Genomic DNA, 13513 nt, shown 5'->3' on the forward strand with positions numbered 1-13513 from the left:
GGGTGCAAGGGGTAGCGAGTTCGAATCCCGCCGTCCCGACCAAAAATAAGAAGAGAAATCAAGGACTTAGAAGCGAAAGCCTCTAGGTCCTTTTTCCTTTGTGGCCTCGGAAAGGCTCCAAGGGGTCCACCGGAAAAAAGCTGCGAGGCCGGGTCCACGGCCAACAAGCCGATTCGGCGGGCCGACCCGCATGACAGGCTTTGAGGGGCGCCAGCCCGCCGTTTTGCGCTGCCTACCGGGGAAGGAACGGATTTCGCCGCGGCCGTTGGTCAGTGCGGCTTGAAAAACAATGCTTCGGGAATCGCCCGGAAGGGCGCCGTCCAGAGGGGGTTGTCGAGTTCAAAGACTGACGCAGGTAGCCGTCTGCGGCCGTCGAGCAGCGGGCCGATGCGAGCATCCCGAGCCAGGATTTCTCTCGCGCGGCCCGTGACGAAAAGTCTGCTCAGGCCTTCGTTCAAAGCATCAGCCAGCGCCGGTTCGTCTCGACGCACAGCGAAGACGCGCGCGAACCGGTAGTGAACACACCAATCCTCGAACAACACTACCGATGGCGCCAGGTGGCCGAACATGTCCAACAACATGCCAGCCTCATCGGCTCCCAGCGGGAAGGCATCGAATCGACCCGCCTCCAGCATACGGAACAGGTGCAAGAACTCTGCCTCCTGCACCTTGAGCCCAGCGGCTCGCAGAATGCTGGAGTCCACCCAATCACGCCCCTGACCGAAAACCAATTGCCGAAGGTCATCGTGTTCACGCACGGCCCTCAGGCGGTCGAGTCGATCGCGACGTACCAGCATGAGGCGGTAGCCGCTCAGTCCTAGATCCAGTGGAAAGGGGAGGATCCGAGTACGCTCAGCCACCTTTGGCGATGCACCCGTGTCCATGACATTGACACCGCCGCCTTTGAGTTCCAAAAAAGCCCTCATCGACGGCAGCGGCGCCTCGCTCACTCGAAGAGTGTGGGGACGTCCAGAAGCCTCCAACGCGGCTGTCAGCAATTTGAACGGCGTGCCATCGGTGGGCCGTTCGTGCGTACGTGGATACACGACTTCAAGAAGCTGGCCTGCGATGGACGGGGCAGCGAGGGTGGCACCCAAGCCCAGCATCGCGGCACGACGGCTGATCAACCGACGATGAACAATTGAAGGCCCCAGGTCCATCTGAATCATTTTGAGCGCGCCACAGCGGAGTCGCAATCCTGCTCATCGCCCGGCACCAGGCGCTAGAGAAGGTCTGCAAACCTCTCGTCAATCCGACTGGCGCGCGAGGTGAGGTTTCATTGGACGATGTTCACGTCAGGGCCAAGCCGCTTCCAGTGGTCGAACCCCCGCAGGGTCAGGCAGCGCTCTGCCCTGGCAGAGGCAGGACGAACGTTTGCTAGGCGTTCGCCGCAGCTGGGCACATTGATTGCCGCCGCTGTCCATGCAGGCAAAGAGCTCCTCCGTGCTGAAACATCCATCGCCGTCCACCGACTTCATCCGCATCGTCGGTGCCCGAGAGAACAATCTGCGCAACGTCAGCGTCGACATCCCGAAGAAGCACATCACCGTGTTCACAGGAGTCTCGGGCTCGGGCAAGTCTTCACTCGTTTTCGACACCATTGCAGCCGAGTCGCAGCGGCAGCTGAACGACACCTTTTCCACCTTCGTGAGGCACCGCCTGCCGCATCACGCCCAGCCCGATGCCGACGTGCTGGAGAACCTCTGTGCGGCCATCGTCATCGATCAACGCCGCCTGGGCGGCAATGCGCGCTCCACGGTCGGCACGGCCACCGACATCCTCGCGCTGATCCGCCTGCTGTTCTCGCGGGTGGGGCAGCCCTTCGTCGGCTACTCCAACATCTTCTCGTTCAACCACCCTGACGGCATGTGCCCGCGATGCGAGGGCCTGGGGAAGGTCGACACCATCGACATCGACCGGCTGTTCGACAGGCAGCGCTCGCTCAACCAGGGAGCAATCCGCTTCAGCGCGTTCGCCGTCGGCGGCTACCGCTGGAAGCGCTATGTCCACAGCGGCCTGTTCGACAACGACAAGCCGCTGAAGGACTACACCGACGAGGAGTGGGAGACGCTGCTCCACGCGCAGGACGTACCCATCCTGAACCCCGGGCCAGGCTGGCCACCGACCAGCCGCTACGAGGGCGTGCTGCCGCGCATCCGCCGCAACTTCCTGACCCGCAACATCAGCGAGGTCAAAGGGCTGGACCGCGCCGAATGGGATCAGTTGGTGACGGCCGGCCCTTGCCCGCGGTGCCACGGGGCGCGCCTCAACGAGAAGGTGTTGAGTTGCCGCATTGACGGCAGGAACATCGCCGACTGGTGCGAGATGGAGGTGGGTGAGTTGCTGGCCGTCATCGGCCAGGTCGATGCGCCGCTTGCCGCCAGCATGGTGCCGGCGCTGGCCTACCGGGTACAGCATCTGGTTGACATCGGTTTGGGCTACCTGAGCCTCGGCCGAGAAACGACGAGCCTGTCGGGCGGGGAATCCCAACGCGTGAAGATGGTTCGCCACCTGGGCAGCGGCCTCAGCGACATGAGCTACATCTTCGACGAACCCAGCGTGGGCTTGCACCCGCGCGACGTTGCGCGCCTGARCAAGCTGTTGCGCCACCTGTGCGACAAGGGCAACACGGTGCTGGTGGTGGAACACGACCCTGACGTCATCGTGGCGGCGGACCACGTCATCGACATTGGCCCGGGCGCTGGAGACGCAGGCGGCACCGTGGTCTTCGAGGGCGATGTGCAGGCCCTGCGGCAGGCCGACACGCCCACGGGGCGCAGCCTGTCTCGCCCGACGCGCATCAACACCACACCGCGCACTCCATCGGGCTGGCTGCCGATCACGCACGCCACTCAGCACAACCTGAAGAACGTGAGCGTTTCGATCCCGATGGGCGTTCTGACGGTCGTGACAGGTGTGGCCGGTTCGGGCAAGAGCAGCCTGATCAACGCCGCTTTCGCCCGCACCTACCCCGAGGTCGTGTGCATCGACCAGGGTGCCATCACAGGTTCGCGTCGCTCGAACACGGCGACCTACACGGGCATCCTCGATCCCATCCGGAGCCTTTTTGCCCAGGCGAACGCGGCCAGCGCGTCGCTGTTCAGCGCCAACTCGGGCGGCGCCTGTCCCGCGTGCAAAGGCCTTGGCACTACGGAGACAGACCTCGCATTCATGGAGCCCATCGTCAGCATCTGTGAGCGCTGCCGAGGGCGCCGGTTCACTGACGAGGCTCTTCAGTACCGCCTGCGCGGCAAGAACATCGCCGAAGTGCTGGCGATGCGCGTGGCTGAAGCAAGCGCCTTCTTTGCCGAACCGGAGATCGCGCCTGCGCTGGCCCGCCTCGATGAAGTCGGGCTCGCCTACCTGTCGCTCGGCCAACCTTTGTCCAGCCTGTCGGGCGGGGAACGGCAACGCCTGAAGCTGGCCACGGAGCTGGGCCAGTCGGGCCGAATCTATGTGTTCGACGAACCCACCTCAGGCCTGCATCTTTCGGACATCGATCGATTGTTTCGATTGCTCGACCAACTCATCGAACGCGGCGCCACCGTTGTCGTGATCGAACATCAGCTGGACATGATCGCCCAGGCAGACTGGCTGATCGACATGGGGCCGGAAGCTGGCCGATTCGGCGGTCGCGTGGTGTTCGAGGGCCCCGTGGCGGAGATGGCCGCGACGGGCTCAGGTGAGACGGCCACGCATCTGAGAAGGTATGCAAATTCGCAGGGTTCTGGCAGCGCTCAATGATTTCGGGTAACCATCGAGCGCGACGCCATGTCGGCCCGCCAGCCACTCGGTGACTGCCCCGTCAGCCGCTGGAAGAAGCGCGTGAAGTAGGCCGGGTCTGCAAAGCCCAGGCCATCGGCGATCTGGYGTACCTGCAACGTCGTATAGCTCAGTTCACGCTTGGCCTCCAGCAACAGGCGCTGGTGCAGCATGTCCAGCGGCGAGCAGTTCAGATGCTGGCGGCACAGGCGGGTGAGCTGCGTCGTCGTGATGCCCAGCGGCGCCGCCAGCGTGTCCAGGGTCGGGTGGCTGCGGTAGTGGCGCTCGACCTGCTCGCGGTAGCGGGCCAGATGCTGCATGGCCCGACCTTCGGGCTCGGCAGTTTCCGCCGCTTCCGCAGCAAGCGCAGGCAGCCGGGCTATGAGGGCGGCTGCCATCAGCACAGCGCCGTCAAGCACCTGGGCGCGCCAGGGTGACGTGCCAGCGTAATCGGCACGCAGCACGCGGGCAATCGCAAGTAGCGTCTGCGCGTGGGGTGAGCCGGCTTCCAATGCCACGCCGCGCGAGGCTCCCAAGCCTTCCCAGAGGCCGCGCGAGCCGCCGATCAGGCTCCTGATCCGCGCCTGGTCCAGCGTGATGACGTGCCCCTCAGTTTCCGGCGAGAACGCGAAGCCATGCACCACCAGCATCGGTACCCAGACGACGGCGGGCGCACGCAGCTCCAGCAGCTGCCCGTCGATCTGCACGCGCGCCGTGCCGGACTCGATCAGCAGCAGCTGCACCAGCGCCGCATGCCGGTGCGGCTGGATTTCCCAATTGTGCAATCGGCTGCGATCGGCGATGGACTCCATGTGGAGACCATCCAGCGCTTCATCCCGCCCCAGCTCGCCATAAAGCTCATACAGAGGTGGCGACGTGACGGACTGGGGCTTTGGCATAGGTTCGAATTGTGCAAGTGCACGTTCCTGGCGTCCATTGCCCGCACGGTGCCTCCGTCCTACGCTCACGGGCATCGAAGAAGTACGGAGCGAGACATGAAGACATTGCGCACCCAGGTGCTCATCGTCGGCGCGGGGCCGTCGGGTTTGCTGCTCGGCCAATTGCTGCACAAGGCCGGCGTGGCCAACCTGATCGTCGAACGCCAGACGGGCGACTATGTGCTCGGCCGCATCCGCGCCGGCGTGCTGGAGCAGACCACCGTCGACCTCCTGGATCAGGCCGGTGTCGGCGCGCGCATGCATGCCGAAGGTCTGGTGCACCACGGCTTCGAGCTGATGTTCGACGGCCAGCGCCATCACATCGACCTGAGCCGGCTGACCGGCGGCAAGTCGGTCATGGTCTATGGCCAGACCGAGGTGACGCGCGACCTGATGGAAGCCCGCGCCGCGGTGGGCGAACAGACGCTGTATTCAGCCTCCGATGTGGAGCTGTTCGGCTTCGACGGCGATGCACCCGGTGCGCGCTGCACGGTGAATGGTGAGCGCATTGAAATCCTGTGCGACTACATCGCCGGCTGCGACGGCTATCACGGCGTCAGCCGCGCCAGCGTGCCGGCGGACGCCATCCAGACGCACGAGAAGGTCTACCCCTTTGGCTGGCTGGGCATGCTGAGCGACACACCGCCGGTCTCGCACGAGCTGATCTACGGCCGCCACGAGCGCGGCTTCACGCTGTGCAGCATGCGCTCAAGCACACGCAGCCGCTACTACCTGCAGGTGCCGCTGACCGAGCAGGTGGGCGACTGGAGCGACGAACGCTTCTGGAACGAGCTGCGCGCGCGCATGGACCCTGCGGCGGCGGCGGCCCTCGTCACCGGCCCTTCACTGGAAAAGAGCATCGCGCCGCTGCGCAGCTTCGTTGCCGAGCCGATGCGTTTTGGCCGCCTCTTCCTGGCCGGCGACGCCGCCCACATCGTGCCGCCCACCGGTGCCAAGGGGCTGAACCTGGCGGCATCCGACGTGCGCTATCTGTCCCAGGCGCTGATCGAGCACTACCGCGAGAAGAGCGAAGCCGGCATCGAGCACTACTCCTCCCGCTGCCTGTCGCGCATCTGGAAGGCCGAGCGCTTCTCCTGGTGGTTCACCAGCCTGATGCACAACCTGCCGAACGAGCCCGAGATCGATGCCAAGCTGCATCGCGCCGAACTGGAATACGTCGTCAGCTCCGAGGCCGCGATGGCGTCGATGGCGGAGAACTACGTCGGCCTGCCCTGGTAGGGCTCACGCACCAGCTTCATCAGCAGCGCCGCCGTCCGCTGCGTCAGCGGCGTCGAGCGCTTCAGCGCCGGCGTGACCAGACACAGTGTCGTCTTCACATCGCTGGCCTTGAAGCGGGTGACGGCCAGGCGCTCCGGATGCTCGAAAGCGCGCAGCACGTCCTCGCCCAACGCCGCGTGCCCCAGGCCGGCAGCGACCAGGTCGAGGATGGCCGGCACGCTGGACACCTCCCAGTCCACGCGCAACTGCACGCCGGCCATCGCTGCGGCCTCCTCCATGCGCTTGCGGAACACATGGCCCCGCTGCGGCATGATCAACGGCAAGCGCGACAGCTCCTCCAGCGTCAGTGGCCCGCTCGGTGCCGCCTCGGGCGGGCTCAGCAACAGCAGCGACTCCTCGCGCAGCGGCAGGATCTCCAGCGACGGCAGCGGCTCGGGGTTGTAGACCAGCGCCAGGTCCGCCCGCCCCGACACCAGCCACTCGGTGAGGTGGGTCGAAAAGCCTTCCATGATGACCAGGCGCGCCCGCGGGCAGCTGGCGGTAAAACCCCTGATCAACGGCAGCGTGTGCATGCGCGCCTGTGTCGGCGGCATGGCCACGACGATCTGGCCGACCGGCTCGTTGCGGTGCTCGCTGAGGTCCTCGCGTGCCTGCGTTACCAGGTGCAGGATGCCCTGACCATGCTCCAGCAGCCGGCGCCCGGCTTCGGTCAGCGTCACGCCGCGACCATTGCGCAGGAAGAGGGTTTCGTGCAGCTCCGTCTCCAGCGCCCGCACCTGCCGGCTCAGCGCCGGCTGCGCCACGTTCAACACCAGCGCGGCCTTGCTGAAGCTGCCGTGCTCCGCGACCTGGATGAAGTACTCGATCTGGTTCAACGTCATGCGCGCATCTTGGCAGAGCCCATGCCGGATCGCTATAGCTGATAGCAGCAGCCAGACCTAGCGTGACAGAGCTTCACTGCGAAGAATCGCGCCCCATGAGCACCGCCCTCACCCTGATCTCGTCCATGGCCACGCGCCATCTGCTGACGGCACTCGCGCAGGCGCATGCGCAGACCGGCGCGCCCGCCGTGCATCTGGAGTCTGTCGGCGGCGTGGATGCCGCGCGTCGCGTGCACGACGGCGAGGCCTTCGACGTGGTTGTGCTGGCCAGCGATGCCATCGCCAAGCTGGACGCCGCCGGTCGATTGCTGCCCGGCAGCGTGCGCGCCATCGCCGACTCCAGCGTCGCCATTGCCGTGCGTGCCGGTTCGGCCCAACCGGATATCAGCACGGAAACCGCCTTGCGCGCCGCCGTGCTGCAAGCCCGCACCATCGGCTACTCGACCGGCCCCAGCGGCACGGCCTTGATGAAGCTCTTCGAGCGCTGGGGCCTGGCCGACAGCTTGAAGGCCCGCCTCGTGCAGGCCCGCCCCGGCGTGCCGGTCGGCAGCCTGGTGGCCAGCGGCGAGGTCGAGTTGGGCTTCCAGCAGTACAGCGAGCTGATGGATGTTTCCGGCATCACGCTGCTCGGCGGCATGCCGCCGGGGGTCGACATCGTCAGCCGCTTCAGCGGCGCCATCACGGCCCATGCGACCCAGCCCGAAGCGGCACTGGCCCTGCTGGACTTCATGGCCAGCCCCGCCACCGAGGCGATCAAACGGCAACACGGCATGCGCGCGACTTCGGACGCGCGCTGACCCCAACGACAACAGGAGACAAGCTTGCAGACCTCACCGATCCCCACTCCCGGCGCCCGCGCCGTGGACGTGCAGCGCCTCATCGACGACCACCCGCTGTCCCGCTGGCAATGGGTGGTCTTCGCGCTGTGCTTCTTCGTCGTGCTGCTGGACGGCTTCGACACCGCGGCCATCGGCTACATCGCGCCGTCGCTGATCAAGGACTGGGGCGTCACCAAGCCCATGCTGGCGCCGGTGCTGAGCGCCGCCCTCTTCGGCCTGGCCGCCGGCGCGCTGTTGTCCGGCCCCATCGCCGACCGACTGGGCCGCAAGCGTGTGCTGACGGTGACGGTGCTGCTCTTCGGCGTCGCCACGCTGGCCTCGGCCTTCGCCACCAACCTGACGGAACTCAGCGTGCTGCGCTTCATCACCGGCCTGGGCCTGGGCTCGGCCATGCCCAGCGCCGTCACGCTGATGAGCGAGTACTGTCCCACGGCGCGCCGTTCCACGCTGACCAACCTGATGTTCTGCGGCTTCCCGCTGGGCGCGGCCTTCGGTGGTTTCCTGGCCGCGTGGATGATCCCGCAATGGGGCTGGCAGAGCGTGCTGGTGCTGGGTGGCATCGCGCCGCTGCTGCTGACGATCGGCCTGCTGACGCTGCTGCCCGAGTCAGTGCGCTTCATGGTCACCCGCCGCCAACCGGTCGAGCGCATCCGCGCTGCGCTGGCCCGCATCGCCGGCCCGCAGGTGCACCAGATCGAGCGCTTCACGCTCAGCGAGACGCGCGTCGTTACCAACGAACGCGGCGGCCTGGCGCAGGTGCTGGCCCGCTCCTACCGCCTCGGCACATTGATGCTTTGGGTGGCCTACTTCATGGGCCTGGTGATCTTCTACGCGCTGATCAACTGGATGCCGCTGCTGTTCAAGGAGGCCGGCATCGAGCCGCGCACCGCGACGCTGATCTCGGCCCTCTTCCCGCTGGGCGGCGTCGGCGCCGTGTTCTTCGGCTGGCTGATGGACCGCGTCGAGCCCAACCGCATCGTTGCCCTGGGCTTTGCGCTGACCTCGGTGGCCATCTGGTCCATCGGCCAGATGACGGGCAACGTGGCCGCGCTGGTCGTCTGCGTCTTCCTGGCCGGCGTGTTGATGAACACCGCGCAGTCGTCGCTGCCGGCGCTGGCGGCGRCCTTCTACCCGACCAATGCGCGCGCCACCGGCGTGTCCTGGATGMTGGGCATCGGCCGCTTCGGCGGCATTCTGGGCTCGCTGCTGGTGGCGCAAATGGCCGCCATGCATGCCAGCATCGGTACCGTGTTCCTGGTGCTGGCCGTACCCGGCGCCCTTGCCGCCGCGGCGCTGTGGATCAAGCGTGATGCCGATGGCTTTGCCGACGACCGCGATGCCCGCACGGCACTCGCGCACTGACAACAAGGAGAAGCTCTGATGATCATCGACGTCCACGGCCACTACACGACCGCGCCGGCGGCCCTCGGCGCCTGGCGCGACCTGCAGATCGCCGCTTTGAAGGACCCGACGCGCGCGCCCAAGGCCAGCGAGCTGAAGATCAGCGACGACGAGCTGCGCGAGTCCATCGAGACCAACCAGCTCAAGCTGATGAAGCAGCGCGGCTCGGACTTGACCATCTTCAGCCCGCGTGCCAGCTTCATGGCCCACCACATCGGCGACTTCAACACGTCCGCCACCTGGGCCGCCATCTGCAACGAGCTCTGCTACCGCGTGGCCCAGCTCTTCCCAGATCACTTTGTGCCCGCGGCCATGCTGCCGCAGTCCCCCGGCGTGGACCCGGCCACCTGCATCCCCGAACTGGTCAAGTGCGTGGAGGAGTACGGCAACGTCGGCATCAACCTGAACCCGGACCCCTCCGGCGGCCACTGGACGTCGCCGCCGCTGTCGGACCGGCACTGGTACCCCATCTACGAACAGATGGTCGAGTACGACATCCCGGCCATGGTGCATGTGTCGACCAGCTGCAATGCCTGCTTCCACACCACCGGCGCGCACTACCTGAACGCCGACACGACGGCCTTCATGCAGTGCCTGACCAGCGATCTGTTCAAGGACTTCCCGACGCTGAAGTTCCTGATCCCGCACGGTGGCGGCGCGGTGCCCTACCACTGGGGGCGCTTTCGCGGTCTGGCGCAGGAGCTCAAGAAGCCGCTGCTGAGCGAGCACCTGCTGAACAACATCTTCTTCGACACCTGCGTCTATCACCAGCCGGGCATCGACCTGTTGACCAAGGTGATCCCGGTCAAGAACATCCTGTTCGCGTCCGAGATGATCGGCGCCGTGCGCGGCATCGACCCCGAGACCGGCCACTACTACGACGACACCAAGCGCTACGTCGAGGCCACGGCCAACCTCAGTGAAGAGGACCGCCACGCCGTCTACGAGGGCAATGCCCGCCGCGTCTTCCCGCGCCTGGATGCGCAACTGAAAGCCAAGGGGCTCTGACCATGTACGAACTGGGCGTCGTCTACCGCAACATCCAGCGCGCCGACCGCACGGCCGCCGACGGCCTGGCCGCGCTGGGCTCGGCCACCGTGCACGAGGCCATGGGCCGTGTGGGCCTGCTCAAGCCGTATATGCGGCCCATCTACGCCGGCGTGCAGGTGTCGGGCACGGCCGTGACCGTGCTGCTGCAACCCGGCGACAACTGGATGATGCATGTCGCCGCCGAGCAGATCCAGCCCGGCGACATCGTCGTCGCGGCGGTCACCGCCGACTGCACCGATGGCTATTTCGGTGACCTGCTCGCCACCTCCTTCCAGGCCCGCGGCGCGCGGGCTCTCGTCATCGACGCCGGCGTGCGCGACGTGAAGACGCTGCAGCAGATGGGCTTCCCGGTGTGGAGCAAGTGCATCAGCAGCAAGGGCACCATCAAGGCCACGCTGGGCTCGGTCAACATCCCCGTCGTCTGCGCCGGCATGTGGGTCACGCCGGGCGATGTCATCGTGGCGGACGACGATGGCGTCGTCTGCGTGCCGTCCGCACGTGCGGTCGACACGCTGGAAGCCGCCCTCAAGCGCGAGAGCTTCGAAGGCGAGAAGCGCGCCAAGCTGGCTTCCGGCGTGCTTGGCCTCGACATGTACAAGATGCGTGAGCCGCTGGAAAAAGCCGGCCTGCGCTACATCGACTGAAACCATGGACTTCACCAAGACCCCCGGCTGGCTGGACTGGTACGCCGCTCCTTCCAAACCGCGTTTCCAAGTCCCGGCCGGCGCCGTCGACGCGCACTGCCATGTCTTCGGCCCCGGCGCGCAGTTCCCGTTCGCGCCGGAGCGCAAGTACACGCCCTGCGACGCCAGCAAGGAACAGTTGTTCGCACTGCGCGACCACCTCGGCTTTGCGCGCAACGTCATCGTGCAGGCGACCTGCCATGGCGCCGACAACAGCGCGCTGATCGACGCGCTGCAAAGCTCGGGCGGCAAGGCCCGCGGCGTTGTCACCATCAAGCGCGGCATCAGCGATGCCGAGCTGCAACGCATGCACGAGGCTGGCGTGCGCGGCGTGCGCTTCAACTTCGTCAAGCGGCTGGTGGACTTCACGCCCAAGGACGAGCTGCAGGAGATCGCCGCCCGCATCGCCAGGCTGGGCTGGCATGTCGTCATCTACTTCGAGGCGGCCGACCTGCCCGAGCTTTGGGACTTCTTCACCGCCCTGCCCACCACCGTCGTCGTCGACCACATGGGCCGGCCGGATGTGAGCAAACCAGTGGACGGCCCCGAGTTCGAACTCTTCCTGAAGTTCATGCGCGAGAACGACAACGTGTGGAGCAAGCTCAGCTGCCCCGAGCGCCTGTCCGTCACCGGCCCGCGCGCGTTGGACGGCGAGCAGAACGCCTATCGCGACGTCCTGCCCTTTGCCCGCCGCGTCATGGACGAGTTCCCTGACCGCGTGCTGTGGGGCACGGACTGGCCCCACCCCAACCTCAAGGACCACATGCCCGACGACGGCCTGCTGGTCGACTTCATCCCCCACATCGCCCCGACGCCTGAGCTACAACGCCGGCTGCTGGTGGACAACCCCATGCGCCTGTACTGGCCGGAGGAAAGCTGATGCCGCTCGACAAGTCCTACACCGACATCCCCGGCACCACCATCTTCGACGCCGAACAATCCCGCAAGGGCTACTGGCTGAACCAGTTCTGCATGTCGCTGATGAAGGCCGACAACCGCGCCCGCTTCAAGGCCGACGAGCGCGCCTATCTCGACGAGTGGCCGATGACCGATGCGCAGAAGGCGGCCGTGCTGGCGCGCGACCTGAACGAGTGCATCCGCCTGGGCGGCAACATCTATTTCCTGGCCAAGATCGGCGCGACCGACGGCAAGAGCTTCCAGCAGATGGCAGGCAGCATGACGGGCATGACCGAAGAGGAGTACCGCAACATGATGATCTCCGGCGGCCGCTCCGTGGAAGGCAACCGCCGCGTTGGCGAGGACGGCGACGCGCAGGCGCACCGCCAGCCGCAAGGCAAAGCAGGGAACAAATAACCGTGGCCCGCATCACCGCATCCGTCTACACCTCGCACGTGCCCGCCATCGGCGCGGCGCTGGACCTGGGCAAGACCACCGAGCCTTACTGGCAGCCCGTCTTTGCGGGCTATGAACCTTCCAAGCGCTGGTTCGACAACAACCGCCCGGATGTCGTCTTCCTGGTCTACAACGACCACGCGACGGCCTTCAGCCTCGACCTGATTCCCACCTTCGCCATCGGCACCGCGGCCCGCTTCGAGCCGGCCGACGAGGGCTGGGGCCCGCGCCCGGTGCCGACCGTCATCGGCCACCCGGAGCTGGCCGCGCACATCGCGCACAGCGTCATCCAGGACGACTTCGACCTGACCATCGCCAACAAGATGGACGTGGACCACGGCCTCACCGTGCCGCTGTCGCTGATGTGTGGCCAGCCCGACCCGGTCAAGGGCGCCTGGCCCTGCACCGTCATCCCGTTCGCGGTCAATGTCGTGCACTACCCGGTGCCGTCGGGGCGGCGCTGCTTCATGCTGGGCCAGGCCATCCGCCGCGCGGTCGAGTCGTTCGGGCCGGACCTGAATGTGCAGATCTGGGGCACCGGCGGCATGAGCCACCAGTTGCAAGGGCCGCGCGCCGGCCTCATCAACCGTGAGTGGGACAACCGCTTCCTGGACCGCCTGATCGCCGAGCCTGACGCCCTGTCACRTGTACCGCACGACGAGTACGTGCGCGAAGCCGGCTCGGAAGGCATCGAGCTCGTCATGTGGCTGATCGCCCGCGGCGCGATGGCCGACGTCAACGGTGGCTCGGCACCGCGCGTCGCGCATCGCTTCTATCACGTGCCTGCCTCGAACACGGCGGTCGGCCATCTGATTCTGGAGAACACATGACTCAACCAATTCGTGTTGCGCTGGCCGGCGCCGGCGCCTTCGGCATCAAGCACCTGGACGGCATCAAGAACATAGCCGGCGTCGAAGTCGTCTCGCTGATCAGCCGTGACCTGGACAAGACCCGCGAGGTGGCGAACAAATACGGCATCGGTCACGTCACCACCGACTTGGCCGATGCGCTGGCTCTGCCCGAAGTCGACGCCGTCATCCTCTGCACGCCCACGCAGATGCACGCCAGCCAGACCCTGGCCTGCCTGAAGGCGGGCAAGCATGTGCAGGTGGAGATCCCGCTGTGCGACGTGCTGGCCGATGGCGAGGAGGTCATCAGCATCGCGCAGAAGTCCGGCCTGGTCGCCATGTGCGGTCACACGCGGCGCTTCAACCCCAGCCACCAGTGGGTGCACAAGAAGATCACGGCCGGCGAGTTCAACGTCCAGCAGATGGACGTGCAGACCTACTTCTTCCGCCGCACCAACATGAATGCGCTCGGCCAGGCACGCAGCTGGACCGACCACCTGCTGTGGCACCACGCGGCGC

The 13513-nt window shown here is 66.3% G+C and carries 13 protein-coding genes; 10 read left to right on the plus strand and 3 right to left on the minus strand.

Annotated elements, in window-relative coordinates; translation table 11 throughout:
• Nucleotides 1-269: 269 nt before the first annotated feature.
• Entirely contained in the window at nt 270-1169 is a 900-nt protein-coding gene (locus AC1DU6_RS08030; protein ID WP_477856591.1) for a hypothetical protein, read from the minus strand.
• A gap of 274 nt (nt 1170-1443) precedes the next feature.
• Between AC1DU6_RS08030 and AC1DU6_RS08035 the strand changes: the two genes are divergently transcribed.
• On the plus strand, nt 1444-3744 hold the full coding sequence (locus tag AC1DU6_RS08035) for an ATP-binding cassette domain-containing protein (RefSeq protein ID WP_477856592.1): 2301 nt from the start codon (nt 1444-1446) through the stop codon (nt 3742-3744).
• Here AC1DU6_RS08035 and AC1DU6_RS08040 read toward each other — a convergent pair.
• A complete protein-coding gene (locus AC1DU6_RS08040) occupies nt 3738-4661 on the minus strand; it encodes a helix-turn-helix domain-containing protein (RefSeq protein ID WP_477856594.1) in 924 nt (307 codons plus the stop codon). The genes AC1DU6_RS08035 and AC1DU6_RS08040 overlap by 7 nt on opposite strands.
• Before the next feature lie 105 nt (nt 4662-4766).
• Between AC1DU6_RS08040 and pobA the strand changes: the two genes are divergently transcribed.
• Nucleotides 4767-5939 carry a 4-hydroxybenzoate 3-monooxygenase gene (gene pobA / locus AC1DU6_RS08045; protein ID WP_477856608.1) on the plus strand — a complete coding sequence of 391 codons (1173 nt, stop codon included), beginning with the start codon at nt 4767-4769 and terminating at the stop codon, nt 5937-5939.
• On the opposite strand, the gene AC1DU6_RS08050 is transcribed toward pobA, so the two are convergent.
• Nucleotides 5918-6820: a LysR family transcriptional regulator gene (locus tag AC1DU6_RS08050; protein WP_056197427.1), complete on the minus strand. Its 903-nt coding sequence runs from the start codon at nt 6818-6820 to the stop codon at nt 5918-5920. The two genes, pobA and AC1DU6_RS08050, sit on opposite strands and share 22 nt — an antisense overlap.
• A gap of 95 nt (nt 6821-6915) precedes the next feature.
• Between AC1DU6_RS08050 and AC1DU6_RS08055 the strand changes: the two genes are divergently transcribed.
• The 8 genes from AC1DU6_RS08055 to AC1DU6_RS08090 all read left to right on the plus strand — a co-directional run.
• Entirely contained in the window at nt 6916-7617 is a 702-nt protein-coding gene (locus tag AC1DU6_RS08055) for a substrate-binding domain-containing protein (protein WP_477856596.1), read from the plus strand.
• Between the two features lie 24 nt (nt 7618-7641).
• The gene (locus tag AC1DU6_RS08060; RefSeq protein ID WP_477856597.1) at nt 7642-9021 is read left to right on the plus strand and encodes an MFS transporter; all 1380 of its coding nucleotides are present in this window, start codon (nt 7642-7644) and stop codon (nt 9019-9021) included.
• 18 nt (nt 9022-9039) lie between these two features.
• On the plus strand, nt 9040-10068 hold the full coding sequence (locus AC1DU6_RS08065; RefSeq protein WP_477856598.1) for an amidohydrolase family protein: 1029 nt from the start codon (nt 9040-9042) through the stop codon (nt 10066-10068).
• 2 nt (nt 10069-10070) lie between these two features.
• Nucleotides 10071-10754 carry a 4-carboxy-4-hydroxy-2-oxoadipate aldolase/oxaloacetate decarboxylase gene (gene ligK, locus AC1DU6_RS08070; RefSeq protein ID WP_477856600.1) on the plus strand — a complete coding sequence of 228 codons (684 nt, stop codon included), beginning with the start codon at nt 10071-10073 and terminating at the stop codon, nt 10752-10754.
• Between the two features lie 4 nt (nt 10755-10758).
• Nucleotides 10759-11673 carry an amidohydrolase family protein gene (locus AC1DU6_RS08075; RefSeq protein WP_477856602.1) on the plus strand — a complete coding sequence of 305 codons (915 nt, stop codon included), beginning with the start codon at nt 10759-10761 and terminating at the stop codon, nt 11671-11673.
• Complete coding sequence (gene ligA / locus AC1DU6_RS08080; RefSeq protein WP_056197434.1) at nt 11673-12107, plus strand: protocatechuate 4,5-dioxygenase subunit alpha; 435 nt, start codon at nt 11673-11675, stop codon at nt 12105-12107. Before AC1DU6_RS08075 ends, ligA begins: the two co-directional genes overlap by 1 nt.
• Nucleotides 12108-12109: 2 nt before the next feature.
• Complete coding sequence (locus AC1DU6_RS08085; RefSeq protein WP_477856604.1) at nt 12110-12976, plus strand: class III extradiol dioxygenase subunit beta; 867 nt, start codon at nt 12110-12112, stop codon at nt 12974-12976.
• The coding region (locus tag AC1DU6_RS08090) for a Gfo/Idh/MocA family protein (RefSeq protein WP_477856606.1) at nt 12973-13513 on the plus strand (541 nt) is incomplete at its 3' end. The genes AC1DU6_RS08085 and AC1DU6_RS08090, both read left to right, overlap by 4 nt.

Source organism: Roseateles sp. P5_B10 (assembly GCF_056400485.1).